Origin of the sequence: Winogradskyella sp. SYSU M77433, assembly GCF_029911945.1 — a bacterium.
In the GTDB taxonomy this organism is placed as follows: domain Bacteria; phylum Bacteroidota; class Bacteroidia; order Flavobacteriales; family Flavobacteriaceae; genus Winogradskyella.
On sequence record NZ_JARYTG010000002.1, the window covers coordinates 368,106 to 390,402 of the forward strand.

Below are 22,297 nucleotides of genomic sequence, written 5' to 3' on the forward strand. Positions count from 1 at the left end.
ATGAAACCAGATTTATTCGAAGCTCCTGATTATTATAACTTAGACGAATTACTTTCAGAAGAACACAAATTGGTGCGTGATGCAGCCAGAGAATGGGTAAAACGAGACGTTTCCCCAATTATTGAAGAAGCAGCTCAAAAAGCAGAATTTCCAAAATCTATTATTGGTGGTTTGGCTGAAATTGGCGCTTTCGGGCCATATATTCCTGAAGAGTATGGAGGAGCAGGTTTAGACCAAATTTCTTATGGTCTTATCATGCAAGAAATAGAACGTGGAGATTCTGGAGTACGTAGTACAGCATCTGTACAATCGTCTTTAGTAATGTATCCTATCTGGAAATATGGTAATGAAGAGCAACGTCAAAAATACTTACCTAAATTAGCCTCTGGTGAATGGATGGGTTGTTTTGGTCTTACTGAACCAGATCACGGAAGTAATCCTGGTGGAATGGTTACAAATTTTAAAGATATGGGAGACCACTATCTTTTAAATGGTGCTAAAATGTGGATTTCAAATGCACCTTTTGCACAAGTTGCAGTTGTGTGGGCAAAGAATGAAGAAGGTCGTATTCATGGACTGATAGTAGAACGCGGCATGGAAGGTTTCTCTACACCAGAAACGCACAACAAATGGTCGCTTAGAGCTTCTGCTACTGGAGAATTAATTTTTGACAACGTTAAAGTTCCGAAAGAAAATCTATTACCTAACAAATCTGGATTAGGAGCTCCACTTGGGTGTTTAGACTCTGCTCGTTACGGTATTGCTTGGGGAGCCATTGGTGCTGCAATGGACTGCTACGATACTGCTTTAAGATACAGTAAAGAGCGTATTCAGTTTGGTAAGCCAATTGGACAGTTTCAATTACAACAGAAGAAATTAGCCGAAATGATTACAGAAATCACCAAAGCACAATTATTAACTTGGAGACTTGGTGTTTTACGTAATAACGGTAAAGCAACCTCTGCACAAATTTCTATGGCTAAACGTAATAATGTGGACATGGCAATAAATATTGCTCGTGAAGCTAGACAAATGCTTGGAGGTATGGGAATCACTGGTGAATATAGCATTATGCGCCATTCTATGAACTTAGAAAGTGTAATTACTTATGAAGGTACACATGACATTCATTTGTTAATTACAGGGCTAGATATTACAGGTCTAAATGCTTTTAAATAAAAAATTAAACCTTTATACACGAAAAGCCTCATTTAAAATGAGGCTTTTTTATTTCCATAAACCACCAAACCTAAACCGTTATATTTTCGTATATTTTATACTATGAAAAATCTAATACTACTTATTACTAGCTACATCGCTATTCTATTTTCTTGTTCCAGAAATGATGATTATCAATACAGTTATAATAATCCTAATAATAATGACCCAATTACTGAGACTAATGATAGTATATCCATTTTAAGTTTAGGTGATAGCTACACTATTGGAGAAAGTGTTTGTAGCACATGTAGATTTCCTGAACAATTAAAAGATACTTTGATAAATTCTCTTGATTCTGATACTTTTGATTTAAACGTTATAGCACAAACAGGTTGGACAACTACTAACCTTATTGATGCTATAAACACAGAGAACCTCAAACATAATTATGATTTAGTAACACTACTTATTGGTGTAAATAATCAATATCAACATAAGGATTTTTCACTATATGAATCCGAATTTCCACAACTAGTTCAAATGGCAATTAATGCTGTAAATGGAGATAAAGACAAACTTATTGTTGTGTCAATTCCTGATTATGCCTATACCCCTTTTGGACAACAGAGCTCATCTTATGAGACGATATCTACTGAGATAGACCAGTACAATACTTATGCTGAAAACTATTGTAATACTGAAGGTATAACTTATGTTTATATTACAGACATTACAAGACTTGGTTTAGAACAACCAGAACTGGTAGCATCGGATGGCTTACATCCTTCAGAATTAGCTTATTCAAAATTTGTAGAGCGCATAATACCTTATGCTTTCGAAAAACTTGACTAATACTTTAGAAAACAGAAAAATTAACTCTCAGGTGCCAACTCCACTTCTAAACCTTCTAACTCTGGTGTAATTGGAATTTGACAACCTAGTCTAGAGTTTTCCTTTACATAAAATGCTTCAGAAAGCATAGCCTCTTCATCATCTTGCATTTCAGGTAACTCGGTATCACTAAGCACATAGCATTGACACGATGCACACATAGCCATACCACCACAAACACCTATTGTACCTTCTGGAGCTAGCTCGTAAGATCTTACAACTTCCATAAGATTCATTGCCATATCGGTTGGTGCTTGAATTTCGTGCTTCTCACCGTCACGATCTATAATTGTAATATTAATATCCTGATCCATGTTTAAATGCAGTGCAATAATTAAGAGTTAATCAATAGCTTTAACAACCGCTTTTGGCGCTTCTTTACGGGTTCCATCAAAACCATCTACTCCACTTACAGTTGTATATTTTAAAACATAACGTTTCCCTGGATTAATGATTTGATAAGCCGCCTGACACATTAGAGTCGCTTCGTGGAAACCACATAATATTAGTTTTAATTTTCCTGGATAAGTATTAACATCACCTATGGCAAAAATACCTGGAATATTAGTTTGGTAGTCTAATGCATTATTCACTTTAATCGCATTTTTCTCAATCTCAAGTCCCCAATTTGCAATTGGTCCTAACTTAGGAGATAATCCAAAAAGCGGAATAAAATGATCACACTCTTTCTGAAAAACTTTAGTTTCTTGCTTTACAGTAACGCTTTCAATTTTACCATCACCTTCTAAGCCGACAACTTCAGCAGGAGTTATTAAATTGATTTTTCCAGCAGATTTTAGCTCCTGTACTTTTTCAACAGAATCTAAGTGACCTCTAAATTCATTTCTTCTATGAATTAATGTCACTTCAGAAGCCACATCGCTTAGAAATATGCTCCAGTCTAAAGCTGAGTCTCCTCCACCTGCTACAACCACACGTTTATCACGATACATTTCAGGGTTCTTAATCATGTATTCAACTCCCTTATCTTCGTAGTCTGCGATATTATCAATAATTGGTTTACGAGGCTCAAAACTTCCCAAACCACCCGCAATAGCTACTACAGGAGCTTTATGTTTTGTCCCTTTGTTTGTGGTAACAATAAACGAACCGTCTTCTTGTTTTTCAATAGTTTCAGCACGTTCACCCAAGGTAAAACCTGGCTCAAACTGTTTACCTTGTTCTAGCAGCTTTTCAGTAAGATCACCAGCTAAGATTTCTGGGTAAGCAGGAATATCATAAATAGGTTTTTTAGGATATATCTCGGAACATTGTCCGCCTGGTTGAGGAAGTGCATCGATAAGATGACATTTTAATTTTAAAAGGCCGGCTTCAAAAACAGTAAAGAGTCCTGTTGGTCCAGCACCAATTATAAGTATATCTGTTGTAATCATTTATATAGACTTTGAGACAAATCTACTAATGCTTTGGTATAGAGAATGTGACAAATGTCACATTTCTTATTCAACATTAATAACCTGTTCTATTTGAGGAGCGTATTTTTTAATCGTCATTTCAACACCAGACTTTAAAGTCATCTGGTTTACTGAGCAAGAGGTACATGCTCCTGTAAGTTGCACCTTAACTAATTTACCATCATCAATAGATAATAAGTTAATATCACCACCATCGCTCTGTAAAAAAGGACGAATTTCATCCAATGCTTTTTCTACATTATTTTTAAGTTCTTCTGAGCTCATCTATTTTTTATTTACAGCAGAACAACCTGCCATTGTTGTAATTTTTATTGCTTCTGTTGCAGGTAGGTTTTCATTTCTATCAACAACTTCCTGAACCACATTTTTGGTTATTTCTTCAAAAGCTTCTTCAATTGGTGTAGCTGTTTGCATTGCCGCTGGTCTACCTATATCACCAGCTTCTCTTATACTTTGAACTAGTGGAATTTCACCTAAGAAAGGCACATTTAAATCTTCAGCTAAATGCTTAGCCCCTTCTTTACCGAAAATATAATATTTGTTCTCAGGCAATTCAGCAGGAGTAAAATAAGCCATATTTTCTATAATACCTAAAACTGGCACATTGATACTATCTTGTTGAAACATCGCTACACCTTTCTTAGCATCTGCTAAAGCAACATTCTGTGGAGTACTAACTACTACAGAACCTGTTATTGGTAAAGCTTGCATAATGCTTAAATGAATATCACCTGTTCCTGGAGGTAAATCGAGTAGAAGAAAATCTAACTCTTCCCAAGCAGCATCAAAAATCATTTGATTTAATGCTTTTGAAGCCATAGGACCTCTCCATATTACCGCTTGATCTGGTTTTGTAAAAAATCCAATGGATAAGATTTTTACTCCGTAACTTTCAATAGGTTTCATTTTAGATTTACCGTCGATATTTACAGATAATGGTCTTTCATTAGCCACATCGAACATAATAGGAATTGAAGGCCCATAAATATCAGCATCTAAAACACCTATTTTAAAACCCATCTTGGCTAAGGTCACTGCTAAATTTGCTGTTACAGTAGACTTACCAACACCACCTTTACCAGAGGCTACCGCAATTATATTTTGGATACCAGGAATTGGAGCTCCCTTTATCTCGTTTGTTTTAGGCTTGGCTGGTGCCTCAACCTTCACATTGACTTTTATCTTAGCTTTTTCATAAACTTCTTTATGAATCGTTTGCAAGATTTCAACTTCAGTTTTCTTCTTAGCCTGAAGACTTGGGTTTTTTATGGTTATATCTACAATAACTTCATCTCCAAAAGTTACTACATTAGTTACAGCACCACTGTCTACCATATTTTCTCCTTCACCTGGAGCAGTTATAGTTTTTAAGGCCTCGAGTATATCTTTCTTGTTAAGCTTCACGTTTTTATCTAGATTTAATCTAAATGCAAAGATATACATTAATCAAAGAAGAATAAAGCAAGTCGTTAGAAGTTATTTATGCTTTGATTGATGGAATAAATAGCTTGTAATTCTTGCCTTGAATTTTAAAAAAAGTAAAGAAATAAATCATCAAGATTCTGAAACAATTCTTCACCTAGCTCAGTGCGACAGTTAAGAATGACAATTTATAGTTCCTTTGAAGGATCCCAAAACAAAGCTTCAAAATTTTGAATTTGATTGTCCATAACTTTTACATCTTCATTTTCTAATAATTGTTGCATAAGGTTAGTACCTCCAAAATGATGTTTGCCAGTTAACAGTCCTTTTCTATTTACCACACGATGCGCAGGCACATCTTTTCCTGTAGAACCGTTCATAGCATAACCAACAATTCTAGCACTTTTGGCTGCTCCTAAATATTTGGCAATAGCACCATAACTCGTCACCCTACCATAAGGTATGAGCTTAGCAACTTCATATACTTTTTCAAAAAAACCAAGTGTTTCTGGTTTCATTAAAGCTCCTTTAAAATATTAATTAGAGTGACCAAAGCAACAATTCCGGTTATGATACCGATACTGTAATTCATACTTTTTTGCGAAGTGATTTTCTTGTCTTTTATCTTATCGAAAAAGAAAATATAAAAGTATAGCATTACAAAAGTTCCCATTGATGCACCAGTAACATAGGTTACTATACTTGTTTTTTCAAAATTCATCCAACCAAAAGACGATAAGGTTATTGTCATGTATGCTTGGTAAGGAATAGGAAAAACATTAAGTGCTGATAACAACATGCCGTGAAGCAACCTACCGTGCTTACTCCTTACTTCCTTATCAATTTTTTTCTCTCCCTGTTTAGATGCTAAGACTAAAAAATAAATGGTTATTAGGACGAAAATTACAAATGCTACACGCTGTAATATTTCAACAATATCTGGTCTATTTGATAAATACCTAGCAAAAATCGCAGCAATATATGTTTGAATAAATACAATTATTGAAACGCCTGTAGAGAACATTATACCTCTACCAGCACCTTCTTTTAGGCTTATTCTCGCAGCTGTCATATTTAGCAAACCTGGCGGAATGACACCGATTAGTGCTACGAATAGCCCTAAAAAGAAAACGACCGTAATACTCAAAGCTTAGTTGATTTTGAATCTAATATACGTAATTGCTTTGTCTTTTTCTAAATATTGGTTTTCGTAGAAGGTTTGAATTTCGGTAACCTCCTCTGGACTGCCTTCCAATTTGTAGACATTGTGATTAGCATATAAAACCTCATGACCTAAACCATGAAGCAAACCTAAAGTATAACCATGCATAAACTCGCTATCGGTTTTTAAGTGCATCAAACCGTCTGGTTTTAGTACTTTTTTATAACGCTCTAAAAACTGCGTGTTTGTCATTCTATGTTTGGTACGCTTATATTTTATTTGAGGATCTGGGAAAGTAATCCAAATTTCATCAACTTCATTTTCATCAAACACATATTCTATAAGTTCTATTTGTGTTCTTACAAAAGCGGCATTGGCAATATTTTCTTCAACGGCCGTTTTAGCTCCTCTCCAAAAGCGTGCTCCTTTGATATCAATACCTATAAAGTTTTTTTCGGGATAACGTTTTGCCAAACCAACCGTATATTCACCTTTTCCACAACCTAATTCTAGAACTAAAGGGTTTTCATTTTTAAAAACCTCTTGTCTCCATTTGCCTTTTAAACTATAGTTTCCACTAATCAATTCGTCTCGTTTTGGCTGAAACACATTGTCAAAAGTTTCGTTTTCTTTAAAACGCTTTAGTTTGTTTTTGCTTCCCACTGTTGTATTCTGTTTGAATGGTATTATTAATAATTCGGTAAAATTAAGGAAACATTTTAGGTTTATCTTTGTTTTCTTATTTAACTCTTGAATAAAAATACACTGGAACGAGTTCAGCAGAAAAAAAGGATATTGGTAGCGCCTTTGAATTGGGGTTTGGGACATTCTACAAGATGCATTCCAATTATAAACGCACTAATCGCTCATGGTTTTGAGCCAATAATTGCTAGTGATGGTTTAGCACTTGAATTACTAAAGAAAGAATTCCCAGATTTAAAGGCTATTGAATTACCTTCTTACAACATTACCTATTCAAAAAAGGCAAATAGTTTTAAGTTAAAACTTATAAAAGATTCACCTCATCTTTTGAAAACCATAAAAAAGGAGAAAAGTGCTATTGAATCTATTATAGAAGATGAAAACATTTCTGGGATTATTTCAGATAATCGATTTGGTGTAAGACACAAGTCCGTTCCTTCTGTATTCATTACACATCAATTACGCGTTTTAAGTGGTAGCACAACATGGTTGAGCAGTAAACTGCATCAAAAAATAATTTCAAAATTCGATGAATGTTGGGTTCCAGATCATATTGGCACCAATAATTTAAGTGGAGATTTGGGACATATTGAAGGTTCTACTTCTTTTATAAAATATCTTGGACCTTTAACACGATTCAAAAAGTTGGATTTAGAGCCTAAATACGATGTTTTTGCATTGTTATCTGGCCCAGAACCACAACGTACGTTTTTAGAAATTAAGTTATTAAAGGAGCTTGAAAATTATAGAGGTAAGGTCCTTTTTGTAAAAGGGCAGATAGAAGCTGAGCAGAAAATAGAAGTTAAAAATCATATTACTATCTACAATTTTATGACCAGTAAGGAACTTGAAATTGCATTAAATGAAAGTAAGATGATTTTAAGCCGCTCTGGTTACACAACAATTATGGATTTAGCAAAACTAGAAAAGAAAGCTTTTTTCATCCCTACACCCGGACAATTTGAGCAAGAATATTTAGCTAAAAAACTGCATAAGGAAAACGTTATTCCTTGTTGTAAGCAAGATGATTTCAAAATTGAAATACTAGAAACTTCGAAAGATTTTTCAGGATTTAAAAATGAAGAATATCAAGTAAATTACAGTAAGTTATTCTGCCTTTTCCAAAGTAAAGGAGAACTCACTACCAACGCCTAGTTCGCTTTCTACATAGATTTTTTCTTCATGAGCTTCAATAATGTGTTTCACTATTGAAAGTCCAAGACCAGAGCCGCCTTCTTTGCGAGAACCGCTTTTATCAACACGGTAAAAACGCTCAAATAAACGTGGTAAATTTTCTTTTGCTATACCTTCACCGTTATCCGTAACTCTGATAATGGCTTTATTCTTTATAAGATTCTCTATACTTACTTCAGTTGTACCTTTTTCTCTACCGTATTTTATGGAATTCACCACAAGATTTATTAAAACCTGCTGTATGCGTTCTTTATCACCAAAGACCATAATAGGCTGGTTATAATCCATATCAAATGTCAAAGTGATTTTTTTCTTGGATGCTTTCATTTCAAACAAATCAAAAACACCACTCACAACTTCAACGATATCAAAACTTTCTTTTTTCAGGCTGAGATCACCAACTTCGAGTTTGGTAATCATATCTAAATCTCTAATGATATATATAAGACGTTCTACACCTTTACTGGCTCTGGATAAGTATTTTTTTCTAAGCTTTTCATCTTCCATAGCACCATCTAAAAGTGTAAGGATATAACCTTGTACCGTAAACAGAGGTGTTTTAAGCTCATGAGATACATTACCCATAAATTCCTTTCTATACTCCTCTCTAACTTTTAGGGTTTCTATTTCTAGCTTTTTATCTTTTGCATACTTATCAATCTCCTTAGTTAAGGTACCCATATCTGTTGTAATAGGCTGCCTCCTTAAGCTAGTAGATTCTAACAACGTTAAATCATCGTATATTTTTTTTACACGCCTATAAATAAACCTTTCTACCCTATATTGAATAATCAGAAAGGATAACGGATAACAAATTAAAGCGTAAAATATAATGTGCCAGCTTAAATCGTGATATTGATATAAAAAAACACCCACAAGGAGTGTTGAAAACATCGTAATGTAAAACGATGTTCTTATGGCAAACTTATAAGTCTTTTTTAGATTTCTATTACGCATTAGTCTACAAACTTGTAACCAACGCCTTTTACGGTTTTAAAGGATTTATCACCTATCTTTTCTCTAAGTTTTCGGATATGCACATCGATTGTTCTTCCTCCGACAACAACTTCATTTCCCCAGACTTTATCTAAGATTTCTTCGCGCTTAAACACTTTACCAGGCTTGGTTGCCAACAAAGATAATAATTCAAACTCTTTTCTAGGCAAAGTAATCTCTTCACCATTATTAGTAATCTTATATTCCTCCTTATAAATAATTAAATCACCTATTTTCACAACAGCATCTGTTGCGCTTTCGGTATCCTTAAGTCTTCTAAGCAATGCTTTTACTTTACTTACTAAAACTTTTGGCTTAATAGGTTTTGCAATATAATCGTCTGCACCAGCATCAAAACCAGCGACTTGAGAATAGTCTTCACCTCTTGCCGTTAAGAAAGTAATGATAGTGTCACTTAATTCGGACTGCTCTCTTATGCGTTCACAAGCTTCAATACCATCCATTTCTGGCATCATAACATCTAAAATAATAAGATGTGGTTTATGCTTTTTGGCTTTTTCAACAGCTTCTATGCCATTTTCACCAGTTATAACTTGATAACCTTCCGCAGATAAGTTATAGCCAACGATTTCTAAAATATCTGGCTCATCGTCAACCAGCAGAATTTTGATATCCTTTTTTTTCACTGTTAAGGTAATTTTAAGGTTGCGTAAAGATAAAATTTAAATAGTTCATTGGTATAGTGATTGCAATTGATAACAATTCGCTAACATTAATTTCTAAGATACTGTAAATTACTATAGTCTACAAACAAAGATGTTAACTAATTGTAAAGAAGAAACTTATTAACATTTTCATTTCTCCATAGTCAGTATTTGTTAGTATATTTACAGTCTAATTTTTTAAAAATCGATTATGAAAAAAATTTACTTTTTATTTTTTACTTTAATTAGCTTAGTCTCTTTTGGTCAAAACCTTGCTGCTAATGGTGGTTTTGAGTCTTGGACAGCTGGTGTACCTGATTTATGGACAACTATTGATTTCAGCACAGCGGATCTAACCGAAAACACTAATGCTACTTTTATTTCTGAAGGTACAAGTTCAGCTAGCGTAAATGTGCTAACACAAACTCAAGGTGATACAGACATGAGACAAACCGTATCACTAACAGGAGGTGTAACTTATACTATGAGTTTAGATGTTTATGCAACAAATAATGAAGCTAGAGCTAGAATTTTTAATGGTAATGGCTTTAGTCCTGCTGTTTATTCTGATGAAACCCTATTAAATCAATGGCAAACTCTATCTTTCGAGTACACACCTGCTAGTGATGAAGATTTTGAATTTGGTATCCGTTTTTATGATCTTTCTTCTAATTGGGTTAGTGCATCATTGTTCTACATTGATAATTTACAAATAGTTGCAGCAGTAGAGCCGAGTATTGCAGTAACTTCACCAGCAGATGGTAGCACGATACCTTCAAGTGATGTAGATATAGAAATTAGTGTTCAAAACTTTAATGTTGCTAGTGGTGGCTCTGGTGATGGATATATTGTTTATTCTGTTGATGGTGGTGCTTCTATAGATAAGTTTGATAGCGCACCTATAAGTCTATCTAGCCTTGTAGATGGTTCTCACACTGTAGAATTAGAATTAGTTGATAACGGTGGAGCATCCTTAACCAATCCTGCGACAGCATCTGTAAGCTTTGATGTTACAACGATTACGCAAGTTGCTAACATTACTGCTCTTAGAGCAGGTACTCTTGGTGAATTTTATGAATTGACTGGTGAAGCTATAATTTCTTATATTGTAACTGAAGGCACAAGAAATCAAAAGTATATCCAAGATGTAGATGCAGGAATCTTAATTGATGATACTGCTGGTACATTGAGTACTTCTTTTAATATCGGTGATGGTATCACAGGATTACAAGGTCAACTAACTGAGTATGCTGGAACACTTCAATTTGTACCTAGCGTAAATGTTGCAAGTGCTTCTTCTACTGGTAACAGTTTAACTCCAATATCTATTAGTGCAGCTGAACTAATTACAAATGGAGAGACGTATGAAAGTAGATTAATTACTCTAAATAACGTAACTTTTCAAGATTCTGGTGTTTTTGCAGATAACACAAACTACAATGTTGCTGACGGAACAGACGTAACTATTTGTAGAGTTGCTTTTGGTGATGAAGATCTGATAGGCGAAACAATACCTACAAATCCTGTAAACATAACTGGTTTAGGTGGTCAGTTTAATGCTGATTATCAGATTTTCCCAAGATATGCTAGTGATATTATAGATCCTCTTAGTCTTGATAATGTTAACTCTAACGCTTTTAGTCTTTATCCAAACCCAACTAATACTGGTTCTGTAAATATTACTTCTAACAATACTGGTGATATGTTGGTAGAAGTTTATGATATATTAGGTAAGCGTGTTAAAAACCAAACTTTAACAAACAACACTTTAAATCTATCTAGCTTAAAGTCTGGTATTTACATTGTAAAAATCACTCAGAATAATGCTTCTGTAACTAAGAAATTAGTAATTAAATAAGCATAATTCTTAACTTATAAAAAGCGTTGCTTGAAATTTTCGAGCAACGCTTTTTTATTTTCTATACTTTTGCAGCATGATTAGCAATACTGAAATTTTTAATATAAAAACATCCCAAGAGTTTGAAGAATTAGCTCTTAAAACATTCATATTTCAGTTTGAAAACAATTCGGTCTATCGCTCATTTTGCGACTTGCTTTACAAGAATCCATCAGACATAACTTCAATTAAAGACATACCTTTCTTACCGATTCAATTTTTTAAATCTCACGAGGTTTTAAGTTCTAAAAGTGGAATTGAAAAAACATTTGCCAGTTCTGGAACAACAGGAAGTATAACGAGCAAACACTTTGTTAACGATATTAATTTATATGAAGAAAGTTTCAGAAAAGGGTTTCATCATTTTTACGGTAATATTGAAGACTATGTGGTTTTAGCATTATTACCTTCTTATTTAGAGCGTGATGGTTCTTCATTGATTTACATGGTGGACGATCTCATTAAAAAATCTAAACATCCTGAAAGTGGTTTTTATTTAAATAATCTTGGTGAATTAGCAACAACATTAAACCGTTTAGAAAACAAAAAACAAAAAACTTTACTTATAGGTGTATCCTTTGCTTTACTAGATTTAGTTGAAGAATTTCAGTTAAATCTAAACCACACTATAGTTATGGAAACAGGAGGTATGAAAGGCAGACGAAAAGAAATTATAAGACAAGAACTACACGAAATCTTGAAATCTGGTTTTAGCATTGACAGCATTCATAGCGAGTATGGCATGACGGAATTATTAAGTCAAGCTTATTCTAAAGGCAATGGTGTTTTTGAATGTCCGCCATGGATGAAAATATTAACCAGAGATACTGAAGATGCACTCTCTATACAACAGCCCAATCAAACTGGAGGTATCAATATTATAGACCTCGCCAATCTCAATTCTTGCGCTTTTATTGCCACTCAAGACTTAGGTAAAGTCTATAAAAATGAGGCTTTTGAAATCATCGGTCGTTTTGACAACTCTGACATTAGAGGATGTAATTTAATGGCTTTGTAAGGTTATCAACTTTATTACGACTAAATAATCGCTAAGGAAAAGAAAGATTTTTCATTAGTTGATTGATTGGTTAGAAGTGCCCGAAATTTCTTTCGGGCACTACTTTTTATACCACCTTAAGAATAAAATCTGTTTTCTTTCCTCTACTTAAAATAATGTATCGGTCGTTTATTAAGTCTTCTGAAGTTAATTTATAATCTTCTTTTACTTTTTCTTTATTAACGGAAATAGCGTTTTCTTTTAAAGCACGTCTGGCTTCACCATTAGAACTCAAGAAATTTGTTTTAGCCGCTAAAGCTCCAATCATATCAATACCTTCATCGAACTCTGCTTTAGAAATTTCAGCTTGTTTTACACCTTCAAAAACATCTAGAAACAAATTCTCGTTTAATTGTTTAATGTCGTTTTTAAAATCTTTACTAAACAAAATTTGAGATGCTTTTACAGCATTTTCGTATTCACCTCTATTATGAACAAATGTTGTTACTTCTTCTGCCAAACGCTTTTGCAATGTTCTACGTCCAGGGTTTTCATTATGCTCAGCAATCAAATTTTCAATAGTTTCTTTATCTAAGAATGTGAAAATTTTGATATACTTTTCAGCATCTTCGTCAGTACTATTTAACCAAAATTGGTAGAATTTGTAAACACTTGTCTTCTCAGCATCTAACCAAACATTTCCACCTTCACTTTTACCAAATTTAGAACCATCTGCTTTTGTAATTAACGGACAAGTCATAGCGTAAGCTTTTGCGGTATCATCACCAACATTCATACGTCTTACAAGCTCAGTTCCAGTTGTAATATTTCCCCATTGATCGCTACCTCCCATTTGTAGTTTGCAACCCATATTTTTGTGCAAATGATAGAAATCGTAACCTTGAATTAACTGGTAAGTAAACTCAGTAAAACTCATCCCTACACTACCTTCATCACCACTCAAACGCTTTTTTACAGAATCTTTAGCCATCATGTAGTTCACCGTAATTCGCTTACCAACATCACGAGCAAAATCTATAAAACTAAAATTCTTCATCCAGTCATAGTTATTCACTAAAACAGGTGCGTTTTCTTTAGTAGAATTAAAATCTAAAAAGCGAGACAGCACATTTTTAATACCTGCAACATTATGATTTAACGTAGTTTCATCCAACAAATTACGCTCGTCACTTTTACCTGAAGGATCCCCAATCATACCTGTTGCTCCACCTACTAAAGCTATAGGTTTGTGACCTGCTTTTTCTAAATGAACCAATAAAATAATCGGTACCAAACTACCTATATGCAACGAATCTGAAGTCGGATCGAAACCAATATAAGCGGTTGTCATTTCCTTATCTAATTGCTCTTCTGTACCTGGCATGATATTGTGTACCATTCCTCTCCAACGTAATTCTTCAACAAATTTATTAGCCATTTTTATGTCGTTTCAATTTAATTTCCAGCAAAGATATGTTTCCACATTAAAAGACAAAAGACAATTTTAAAAAAGCGTAAATTCGCAGTATGATTTTAGTTACAGGAGGAACAGGATTGGTTGGCTCTCATTTACTTTTTAAACTCGTAAATGAAGGTAATACTGTACGAGCAATTTATAGAAGAAAAGAAACTTTGAATCGCACAAAGCATGTCTTTTCATACTATTCTGATAATGCTGAAAGCCTATTTGAGTCGATTGAATGGATTGAGGCCGATTTAAATAACATTCCTCAACTTCAAGATGCTTTTGATGGTATTTCTAAAGTTTACCACTGTGCTGCTTTTGTATCCTTTGAACCTGATAGGTATAAAACCTTAAGAAGAATAAATATTAATGGTACTGCCAATATAGTAAACTTAGCTATTAGCAATAATGTTGAAAAACTCTGCTATGTTAGCTCTATTGCTGCAGTTGGTCATCACAATAATTCTGATAAATTAATTGACGAAAAGACGGCTTGGAACCCAGAAGATGACAATAGTGTTTATGCTATTACAAAATATGGTGCCGAATTAGAAGTATGGCGTGGTACACAAGAAGGTCTTGACGCTGTAATTGTAAATCCTGGAATTATTTTAGGTGCTGGTTTTTGGAATACTGGTGGAAGCGGAAGTTTATTCAAGAAAGTATATAATGGCATAGCCTATTACACTCACGGAACTACTGGATATGTTGATGTATTTGATGTCGTTGATATTATGCACCAATTGATGGAAAGTGATATAAAGAATGAGAAGTTCATTCTGATTTCAGAAAATCTAAGTTTTAAAGAGTTTCTTTCTAAAACAGCAAAAGCCCTGAATGTAAAACCTCCTACAAAAGAAGCTAAACCATGGTTGCTTAATATGGCATGGAGGTTAGATTGGTTAAGTTTTAAACTTTTTGGAAAACGAAGACAATTAGCTAAACAAACTGCTAAATCTGCTATAAGCGTAACTAAATACGACAATACTAAAGTAAAGAAAGCCTTAAACTATAATTTTAAAGGCATAGATAAAACTATCTCTCAGGTCTCTCAATTGTTTTCTGAAGACTTTTCTTAAGAATCAAAGTATCTTCTTTAATGGGCTTTAATACTTTACTTTTAATCTTGCTGTTTACTTCTGTGATAGAGTCTCTACGCTCCTTTGCCTCTTCATTTTCCCTATCACGAATCTCTTCATACTTTTTCTTATCTGCTTCCAATTTGGTTTTAACCTTCTCTACAATAGATTTGTAAACATCGGTATCATAAGAATAGTAATTATTGCTATTAGCAAATTGTGTACTATCAATATTATGCCTTGTAAGAATATAAGTTTCTGGAACAACACCTTCCTTCTCTAAAAGCTTCCGATTAACACCTTTAGCTGCATTGATAATATACATATCGTACAAAATATCGGACATTTTATCCTTTGAAATTAAGTCTTTTGGTTTTTCTGGTTTTTGCAAACCATCACAACCCAAGATTAGCAAAGAAATTGTTATGACAAATATTTTTCTGAGCATATTACCTATTAAAAGTTAATCTTTGACCAGCCTTAACACCTAAAACTTTGAAGTTTTCATATACCAACTTCCCATTGACAAAAGTGTGGGTTATCCTGCTTTTAAAAGTATTTCCTTCAAAAGGAGACCATCCACATTTGTATAAAATGTTACTTTTATTTACTGTCCATGGACTATTGATATCTGCAATAACCAAATCTGCATAATAGCCTTCCTTAATATAACCTCGCTTTTCTACATCAAAGAGTATTGCTGGATTATGACACGCTTTTTCGACAATTTTCTCAATAGGAATTTTACCTTGATGATGCGCTTCTAAAAGCGCTACTAAAGCATGTTGAACCAAAGGTCCACCAGAAGGAGCACTTGTATAAGGATTATTTTTTTCCTCTAATGTATGTGGCGCATGATCTGTTGCTATAACATCTATTCTATTATCCAATAAAGCTTTCCATAATTGTTCTCTATCCTTGGCCGTTTTTACAGCTGGATTCCACTTAATATGACTTCCTTTTTTGGCATAATCCTCATCAGAAAACCAAAGATGGTGAATACAAACCTCTGCAGTAATCTTTTTATCTTTTAACGGTACCTTATTAGAAAATAGACTTGTTTCCTTTCCTGTAGATAAATGGAAAACGTGTAATCTTGCTCCTGTTTTCTTAGCCAATTCTATAGCCTTTGAAGATGATATATAACACGCTTCTTCATTGCGTATTATAGGATGCATTTCCATAGGAATATCATCACCATATTGCGCCTTATATTTTGCTAAATTCTCTCTTATTGTAGCTTCATCTTCGCAATGCACAGAGATTACCATATCAGTACTAGAAAATATTTTTTCTAATACTTCTGGGTTGTCCACCAACATATTTCCTGTCGACGAGCCCAAAAACAACTTTAAACCAGCTACAGATTTCTTATCTACTTTTAAGATTTCATCCAAGTTATCATTGGTACCACCAAACATAAAAGAGTAGTTTGCATATGCAGTATCAGCAGCAATAGCAAACTTTTCTTCTAACTTTTCAATAGTTGTCGTTTGTGGATTGGTATTTGGCATTTCTATAAAAGACGTTATACCACCAGCAATAGCTGCTTTAGATTCTGTCTCTATAGTTGCTTTATGTGTTAAGCCAGGTTCTCTAAAATGTACTTGGTCATCAATCATGCCTGGTAAAACATAGTTACCTTCAACATCAATAACTTTTACATCTGCAGACTTTACACTAATAGATGTATCTATTTCTTTTATAATATCGTCTTCAATAAGAATATCACCTTCAACAATCTTTCCTTCGTTGACGATTTTAGCATTTTTTATGAGGGTATTTTGCTTCATAATCTTATGATTTCGCAAACAAACTTTTTAATTTTAAACTAATTACACCAAAAATAGCTTCATATATGATACTTCCGCTCATTTTTGATTTTCCTTTGGTTCTATCCTTAAAGATAACAGGTATTTCCACAATTTTAAAACCTTTTTTGTAAGCTTTAAATTTCATTTCTATCTGAAACGCATAACCTACAAATTTTATTCTATCAAGGTTAATTTTCTCTAAAACAGCTCTTTTATAACAAATAAAACCGGCTGTAGAATCTTTCACTTTCATTCCTGTAATGGACCTAACATATCTTGAAGCTCCGTAGGATAGTAAAATTCTAGACAACGGCCAATTCACTACCGTAATGCCTTTAACATATCTAGAACCTACTGCAACATCTGCGTTTTCGGTTGCACAAGCACTGTACAAGCGTTCTAAATCATCTGGATTATGTGAAAAATCAGCATCCATTTCAAAAATGTAATTATAAGATCTTTCTAAAGACCATTTAAAACCTGAAATATAGGCCGAACCTAATCCACTTTTTTCTTTACGCTTTAGCAAGAATAACCGATCCTTATAGTCACTTTGTAATTCTAGAACCTTATCACCAGTTTTATCTGGCGAATTATCATCTACCACCAAAACATCAAAGTCTTTTGATTGTGAAAATACCGCCTTTAGGATTGATTCTATATTTTCAATCTCATTATAAGTTGGTATAATTACAATAGCATCCGACATCAGCTAGCTGTTAAAAACTATAAGTTAGTAGGGTAAACAATTAAGCAAAAGTAAAGTTTTTGGCATATTGTGATAAGCTTTTTTCTATTAATTTAGCACAATGCGAAATTTCATTACATATGAATGGTTTACCATTGCCACAATAATAGGATTGTTTGCAATTGTAGCCGCTAAGTTTATAAATACTTTAAGATTTAACGACTTCTTATACGTTGTAGGAAATTCTAAATACCTTAAAATATATTCTAAAGATCAGAAGTTTGTTGACCTGTTTGACAGTCTGCTATTTATAAACCTAACCTTATCACTGAGTATTTTTGTATGCTTCGCCTATTCAACGTTTGTTACTCCTTTTGAATTTGAATTAGCATCATTCTTAAAAATAATCATTGCCGTTGCTGCAGTAGTCATTATAAAAACACTTGTAGAACGATTAATAGGAAGTCTTTTTGAAATTGACAACCTCATCGATGACTATTTATTTGAGAAAACAACATTTGTAAATTACTCTGGTTTAGTGTTTTTAGCCTCAAATTTATTTTTACTGTACACTGACATCTCATCAAAAATTATCATAATCTCAACTTTGGTTATTGTTTTTATAATAAACCTCATTGGATTTTTAACTTCATTTAAAAACTATCAAAAATTAATAAATCCCAATTTTTTCTATTTTTTGTTGTATCTTTGCGCTCTCGAAATTGGGCCTTATGTACTTTTATATAAGGTAATTAGGGAGTATAACACTTAAACAACAAAAGGTTTACATATGAAAGTGAAAACAATTTTAGTATCACAACCAGAGCCTAAAATAGAGAACTCTCCGTACTTTGATTTGCAAGAAAAGCAAAAAGTAAAAGTAGACTTTAGACCCTTCATTCATGTTGAAGGAGTTTCTGCTAAGGACATTAGACAACAAAAAGTTGACCTTAGTAAATTTTCAGCAATCATTCTTACAAGTAGAAATTCTGTAGATCACTTCTTTAGAGTTGCGGACGAAATGCGCTTTAAAGTTCCTGATTCTATGAAATATTTCTGCCAGTCTGAAGCTGTTGCTTACTACCTACAAAAATATGTTGTTTACAGAAAACGCAAAATTTATGTTGGTAAACGTACTTTTGAGGAATTGTCTCCTTTAATCAAAAAGTATAAGGATGAAACCTTCTTATTACCAACAACAGACAAGGTAAAACCTGTTATTCCTGAAACATTGGATAACTTAGGTGTAAACTGGAAACAAGCTACTTTTTACAAAACTGTAATCAGTGACTTATCGGATTTGGCTGATGTGTATTACGACATCTTAGTATTCTTTAGCCCTTCTGGAATTGAATCATTATTTCACAATTTCCCAGATTTTAAGCAAAACAATACAAGAATCGCTGTATTTGGAAACACAACTGTTAAGGCTGTAAAAGAAAAAGGACTACGTGTAGATATTGCTGCACCAACACCTGAAACACCTTCTATGACCATGGCACTACAGAAATATATTGATTCTGTAAACAAAGGTAAATAGGAAGAAAACTTATAGAATAAAAAAGCGAGTCTAAATTTAGACTCGCTTTTTTTATTCATTTCATACAAGATAAAACACCTAATACTGTAATTTTTCAAATTATATAATTCATGATTGTTTTACAAAAACATAATTTCCATCAGGTATAGAAATACGTGCATTGGGATCATCTCCATCACTGGTGTAATCATAGATGCAGGTTTCTAATTTTTCTATGCCATCATTATTTATATATCGTAAAATAACCTTTCCTGAAGTATATTGGTCGTTAGGATCTTCTATACTTAAAGTGATTTTTATCTCGGATGAAGTACTGTTGTCATCGCAATATGTTGGTAAATTATAGGTAAAAACACCACCACTTAGATTATGCTGAAAACCTGAAATAGTACTACTATCAAAATCTGCTAAAGTATTTACCTCTTCTATACCGTTTTCTATATATTGATATTCACCGACTAATAAATCTATGTAATAATTATTAGTTGTTTGATATTGTTCTTCTTTTTTAAGTTTAAAAACAACCTCCGTTGAACCATTAGTGTATTTCCAAGTACCGGTAAACTTTTCTAATTCGTTATTAACATCTTTCTTATAATAGTCAGATGTGAATTCATAATCCTGCTCGCTACCTAATGGTACAATTATCGTTTGCGCTTTGCAAGATATTATTCCTGTACAAAACAAGATTAATAATAAAATTTGTTTCATATATTATGGTTTTAACTAAACCCAATCCTATAATACTATTGCTTTACCAGCACATATTCTCCATAAGGAACTCTTATACTTTCTGGTGCACCCTCGTATGGTAATACTGCTGAACCTGAATCATATAACCGTACTTTTAATTTCTCTACACCATCCTCGGTATATTGCCTAACAGCTATTTCGCTTGAAAGATATTTACGTTCTGGATCTAAAAAACTTAACACAAATCGAGGTTCTCCATCATCACACTCTGGGCATCTTGGGAACCAATTTTTTTGAATCAACGCATTACCTTTAACTGTATGCTTAGCATCATTAGTATTGTTAAATTCAGGTAAATAATTTGCAAGCTCTACCCCATCCTCAACATACCTGTAATCTCCAATTAAGTTGTCCCTGTAGTCTCTACCATTATAATACATTGTTATTTTTCTTAAGGAAATGGTAAGAGATGCGTTACCGTTCTCATATTTCCAAGTGCCTTCAAATGGGTTCAATAGGTTGTCTACATCTTTTTGGTATGAACCTTCGGTAATCTCCTAATGGAATTATAGGGCTCTGAGCTTTACAGGATAAAAAGCTGAATATTATTAGTATTAAAAGTATATATTTCATAATTATTGTTTCACAAAAACATAATTTCCATCAGGTATAGAAATACGTGCATTGGGATCATCGCCATCATTAGTATAATCATAAATACACGTTTCTAATTTTTCTATGCCATCATCATTTATATGTCGCAAAATAACCTTTCCTGAAGTATATTGGTCATTAGGATCTTCTATACTTAAAGTGATTTTTATCTCGGATGAAGTACTGTTGTCATCGCAATATGTAGGTAAATTATATGTAAAAACACCACCGCTTAGATTATGCTGAAAACCTGAAATAGTACTACTATCAAAATCTGCTAAAGTATTTACCTCTTCTATACCGTTTTCGATATATTGATATTCACCAACTAATAGATCTTGATAGTTAGAATTAGGTGATGTTTGATAATGTTCTTCTTTTTTAAGTTTAAAAGTAATTTCTGTATTATTATTTTGAAACTTCCATGTGCCTATAAATTTCTCAAATTCGTTATTTAAGTCTTTTTCATAACAGTTAGTATCTTCAGGCGGACATGTTTCACTACTTTGTAAAGGTTTTATTACGGATTGAGCCTTACAATAAGACACTGTTAATATCAAAACAATATTTAGTAAATATCTCATTATTGTTTGGTTAACGTATATACACCCAAAGGCAACCTATATGTAGTATGCTCTTGTGGCTCGCCGTTATTTATAGTAATGTTTCCTACGTCCTTAAATCTTATGTATATTTTCTCTACACCATCTTCTTCATAATGACGCATATAAAATTCAGGACTAGATCCTTCTATATCACGTTCAGGATCACCCCATCCTCCTGTAATTACAATATCATTTGGATTACATAGATCACCACATAATGGATCACCATATTTACTAATATAGTCCCCAATAATATTATATTCATAAGGATTGCTATGGTTTGCACTTAAATTCATTAAAGTATTTACAACGGTTGAGCCAAATTGAATGTACTTGTATTCGCCCACTAGGGCATCTGTATAAAAGTTATCTCCTAAATCCTGTATGTGAATATTGGTTTTTTTTACAAACTGTATTTCTAAGCTTGTTGTACCATTGGTATATACCCAAGTACCTTCAAATCGATTAAAATCATTATTAGTATCTTTAAAATAATAACCATCTTCACCATAATTTTCTGAACTATAAATTGGCTCTTCAATAATTTGCGCTTTGCAAGATATTATTCCTGAACAAAACAAGATTAATAATAAAATTTGTTTCATATATTATGGTTTCAACTAAACCCAATCCTATAATACTATTGCTTTACCAGCACATATTCTCCATAAGGAACTCTTATACTCTCTGGTGCACCCTCGTATGGTAATACTGCTGAACCTGCATCATATAACCATACTTTTAATTTCTCTACACCATCCTCGGTATATTGCCTAACAGCTATTTCACTTGAAAGATATTTGCGTTCTGGATCTAAAAAACTTAACACAAATCGAGGTTCTCCATCATCACACTCTGGGCATCTTGGGAACCAATTTTTTTGAATCAACGCATTACCTTTAACTGTATGCTTAGCATCATTAGTATTGTTAAATTCAGGTAAATAATTTGCAAGCTCTACCCCATCCTCAACATACCTGTAATCTCCAATTAAGTCGTCTCTGTAGTCTCTACCATTATAATACATTGTTATTTTTCTTAAGGAAATGGTAAGAGATGTGTTACCGTTCTCATATTTCCAAGTGCCTTCAAATGGGTTCAATAGGTTGTCTACATCTTTTTGGTATGAGCCTTCGGTAATCTCCGTTCCGTAATCTCCTAATGGAATTATAGGGCTCTGTGCTTTACAGGATAAAAAGCTGAATATTATTAGTGTTAAAAGTATATATTTCATAA

At 33.3% G+C, this 22,297-nt stretch carries 26 protein-coding genes; 8 read left to right on the forward strand and 18 right to left on the reverse strand.

Annotated elements, in window-relative coordinates; genetic code table 11:
* On the forward strand, window positions 1-1,179 hold the full coding sequence (locus tag QGM60_RS04965) for an acyl-CoA dehydrogenase family protein (RefSeq protein WP_281139117.1): 1,179 nt from the start codon (window positions 1-3) through the stop codon (window positions 1,177-1,179).
* Between the two features lie 102 nt (window positions 1,180-1,281).
* Complete coding sequence (locus QGM60_RS04970) at window positions 1,282-2,013, forward strand: SGNH/GDSL hydrolase family protein (protein WP_281139118.1); 732 nt, start codon at window positions 1,282-1,284, stop codon at window positions 2,011-2,013.
* A 20-nt stretch (window positions 2,014-2,033) separates the two neighbouring features.
* Here QGM60_RS04970 and QGM60_RS04975 read toward each other — a convergent pair whose 3' ends face one another.
* The 7 genes from QGM60_RS04975 to trmB form a co-directional block, all read right to left on the reverse strand.
* Window positions 2,034-2,366: a 2Fe-2S iron-sulfur cluster-binding protein gene (locus QGM60_RS04975; protein WP_281139119.1), complete on the reverse strand. Its 333-nt coding sequence runs from the start codon at window positions 2,364-2,366 to the stop codon at window positions 2,034-2,036.
* A gap of 27 nt (window positions 2,367-2,393) precedes the next feature.
* The gene (locus tag QGM60_RS04980; RefSeq protein WP_281139120.1) at window positions 2,394-3,446 is read right to left on the reverse strand and encodes an NAD(P)/FAD-dependent oxidoreductase; all 1,053 of its coding nucleotides are present in this window, start codon (window positions 3,444-3,446) and stop codon (window positions 2,394-2,396) included.
* Between the two features lie 66 nt (window positions 3,447-3,512).
* Window positions 3,513-3,752 (reverse strand): NifU family protein, encoded by a 240-nt coding sequence (locus QGM60_RS04985; protein WP_281139121.1) that lies wholly within the window; start codon window positions 3,750-3,752, stop codon window positions 3,513-3,515.
* Window positions 3,753-4,892: an Mrp/NBP35 family ATP-binding protein gene (locus QGM60_RS04990; protein ID WP_281139122.1), complete on the reverse strand. Its 1,140-nt coding sequence runs from the start codon at window positions 4,890-4,892 to the stop codon at window positions 3,753-3,755.
* Window positions 4,893-5,098: 206 nt separating this feature from the next.
* The gene (locus tag QGM60_RS04995) at window positions 5,099-5,428 is read right to left on the reverse strand and encodes an MGMT family protein (RefSeq protein WP_281139123.1); all 330 of its coding nucleotides are present in this window, start codon (window positions 5,426-5,428) and stop codon (window positions 5,099-5,101) included.
* Window positions 5,428-6,057, reverse strand: a complete 630-nt coding sequence (locus QGM60_RS05000; RefSeq protein WP_281139124.1) for a LysE family transporter — start codon at window positions 6,055-6,057, stop codon at window positions 5,428-5,430. Before QGM60_RS05000 ends, QGM60_RS04995 begins: the two co-directional genes overlap by 1 nt.
* 3 nt (window positions 6,058-6,060) lie before the next feature.
* Window positions 6,061-6,735: a tRNA (guanosine(46)-N7)-methyltransferase TrmB gene (trmB, locus tag QGM60_RS05005; RefSeq protein WP_281139125.1), complete on the reverse strand. Its 675-nt coding sequence runs from the start codon at window positions 6,733-6,735 to the stop codon at window positions 6,061-6,063.
* Window positions 6,736-6,822: 87 nt separating this feature from the next.
* On the opposite strand from trmB, the gene QGM60_RS05010 reads away from it, so the two are divergent.
* On the forward strand, window positions 6,823-7,929 hold the full coding sequence (locus QGM60_RS05010; protein WP_281139126.1) for a glycosyltransferase: 1,107 nt from the start codon (window positions 6,823-6,825) through the stop codon (window positions 7,927-7,929).
* On the opposite strand, the gene QGM60_RS05015 is transcribed toward QGM60_RS05010, so the two are convergent.
* Together QGM60_RS05015 and QGM60_RS05020 are read right to left on the reverse strand one after the other, a co-directional pair.
* Window positions 7,882-8,925 (reverse strand): ATP-binding protein, encoded by a 1,044-nt coding sequence (locus QGM60_RS05015; protein ID WP_281139127.1) that lies wholly within the window; start codon window positions 8,923-8,925, stop codon window positions 7,882-7,884. The two genes, QGM60_RS05010 and QGM60_RS05015, sit on opposite strands and share 48 nt — an antisense overlap.
* Window positions 8,925-9,611 carry a response regulator transcription factor gene (locus QGM60_RS05020; protein WP_281139128.1) on the reverse strand — a complete coding sequence of 229 codons (687 nt, stop codon included), beginning with the start codon at window positions 9,609-9,611 and terminating at the stop codon, window positions 8,925-8,927. The genes QGM60_RS05015 and QGM60_RS05020 overlap by 1 nt, the downstream gene beginning before the upstream one ends.
* A gap of 229 nt (window positions 9,612-9,840) precedes the next feature.
* Here QGM60_RS05020 and QGM60_RS05025 point away from each other — a divergent pair, with 229 nt between their 5' ends.
* Together QGM60_RS05025 and QGM60_RS05030 are read left to right on the forward strand one after the other, a co-directional pair.
* Window positions 9,841-11,487, forward strand: coding sequence for a T9SS type A sorting domain-containing protein (locus QGM60_RS05025; RefSeq protein WP_281139129.1), 1,647 nt, complete (start codon window positions 9,841-9,843; stop codon window positions 11,485-11,487).
* 76 nt (window positions 11,488-11,563) lie between these two features.
* Complete coding sequence (locus tag QGM60_RS05030; RefSeq protein ID WP_281139130.1) at window positions 11,564-12,544, forward strand: acyl transferase; 981 nt, start codon at window positions 11,564-11,566, stop codon at window positions 12,542-12,544.
* A 106-nt stretch (window positions 12,545-12,650) separates the two neighbouring features.
* On the opposite strand, the gene tyrS is transcribed toward QGM60_RS05030, so the two are convergent.
* Complete coding sequence (gene tyrS / locus QGM60_RS05035) at window positions 12,651-13,961, reverse strand: tyrosine--tRNA ligase (RefSeq protein WP_281139131.1); 1,311 nt, start codon at window positions 13,959-13,961, stop codon at window positions 12,651-12,653.
* An 89-nt stretch (window positions 13,962-14,050) separates the two neighbouring features.
* On the opposite strand from tyrS, the gene QGM60_RS05040 reads away from it, so the two are divergent.
* Window positions 14,051-15,067 carry an NAD-dependent epimerase/dehydratase family protein gene (locus tag QGM60_RS05040; RefSeq protein ID WP_281139132.1) on the forward strand — a complete coding sequence of 339 codons (1,017 nt, stop codon included), beginning with the start codon at window positions 14,051-14,053 and terminating at the stop codon, window positions 15,065-15,067.
* Here the strand turns inward: QGM60_RS05040 and QGM60_RS05045 are convergent.
* Genes QGM60_RS05045 through QGM60_RS05055 form a run of 3 tightly spaced genes read right to left on the reverse strand, consistent with a single transcriptional unit; the run spans window position 15,024 to window position 17,590 of the window.
* A complete protein-coding gene (locus QGM60_RS05045; protein ID WP_281139133.1) occupies window positions 15,024-15,515 on the reverse strand; it encodes a DUF4296 domain-containing protein in 492 nt (163 codons plus the stop codon). The genes QGM60_RS05040 and QGM60_RS05045 overlap by 44 nt on opposite strands.
* A 1-nt stretch (window position 15,516) precedes the next feature.
* Complete coding sequence (locus QGM60_RS05050) at window positions 15,517-16,860, reverse strand: dihydroorotase (protein ID WP_281139134.1); 1,344 nt, start codon at window positions 16,858-16,860, stop codon at window positions 15,517-15,519.
* Between the two features lie 4 nt (window positions 16,861-16,864).
* Window positions 16,865-17,590, reverse strand: coding sequence for a polyprenol monophosphomannose synthase (locus QGM60_RS05055; RefSeq protein ID WP_281139135.1), 726 nt, complete (start codon window positions 17,588-17,590; stop codon window positions 16,865-16,867).
* Window positions 17,591-17,690: 100 nt separating this feature from the next.
* Between QGM60_RS05055 and QGM60_RS05060 the strand changes: the two genes are divergently transcribed.
* Window positions 17,691-18,341, forward strand: coding sequence for a DUF4271 domain-containing protein (locus QGM60_RS05060; protein WP_281139136.1), 651 nt, complete (start codon window positions 17,691-17,693; stop codon window positions 18,339-18,341).
* Between the two features lie 18 nt (window positions 18,342-18,359).
* Window positions 18,360-19,109: a uroporphyrinogen-III synthase gene (locus QGM60_RS05065; protein WP_281139137.1), complete on the forward strand. Its 750-nt coding sequence runs from the start codon at window positions 18,360-18,362 to the stop codon at window positions 19,107-19,109.
* Window positions 19,110-19,217: 108 nt separating this feature from the next.
* On the opposite strand, the gene QGM60_RS05070 is transcribed toward QGM60_RS05065, so the two are convergent.
* The 5 genes from QGM60_RS05070 to QGM60_RS05090 form a co-directional block, all read right to left on the reverse strand.
* Window positions 19,218-19,820 (reverse strand): DUF6705 family protein, encoded by a 603-nt coding sequence (locus QGM60_RS05070; protein ID WP_281139138.1) that lies wholly within the window; start codon window positions 19,818-19,820, stop codon window positions 19,218-19,220.
* A gap of 35 nt (window positions 19,821-19,855) precedes the next feature.
* Window positions 19,856-20,356, reverse strand: a complete 501-nt coding sequence (locus QGM60_RS05075) for a DUF6705 family protein (RefSeq protein ID WP_348634888.1) — start codon at window positions 20,354-20,356, stop codon at window positions 19,856-19,858.
* 81 nt (window positions 20,357-20,437) lie between these two features.
* Window positions 20,438-21,040, reverse strand: a complete 603-nt coding sequence (locus tag QGM60_RS05080) for a DUF6705 family protein (protein ID WP_281139140.1) — start codon at window positions 21,038-21,040, stop codon at window positions 20,438-20,440.
* Window positions 21,040-21,666 carry a DUF6705 family protein gene (locus QGM60_RS05085; protein ID WP_281139141.1) on the reverse strand — a complete coding sequence of 209 codons (627 nt, stop codon included), beginning with the start codon at window positions 21,664-21,666 and terminating at the stop codon, window positions 21,040-21,042. The genes QGM60_RS05080 and QGM60_RS05085 overlap by 1 nt, the downstream gene beginning before the upstream one ends.
* A gap of 35 nt (window positions 21,667-21,701) precedes the next feature.
* Window positions 21,702-22,295 (reverse strand): DUF6705 family protein, encoded by a 594-nt coding sequence (locus QGM60_RS05090; protein ID WP_281139142.1) that lies wholly within the window; start codon window positions 22,293-22,295, stop codon window positions 21,702-21,704.
* Window positions 22,296-22,297 lie beyond the last annotated feature (2 nt).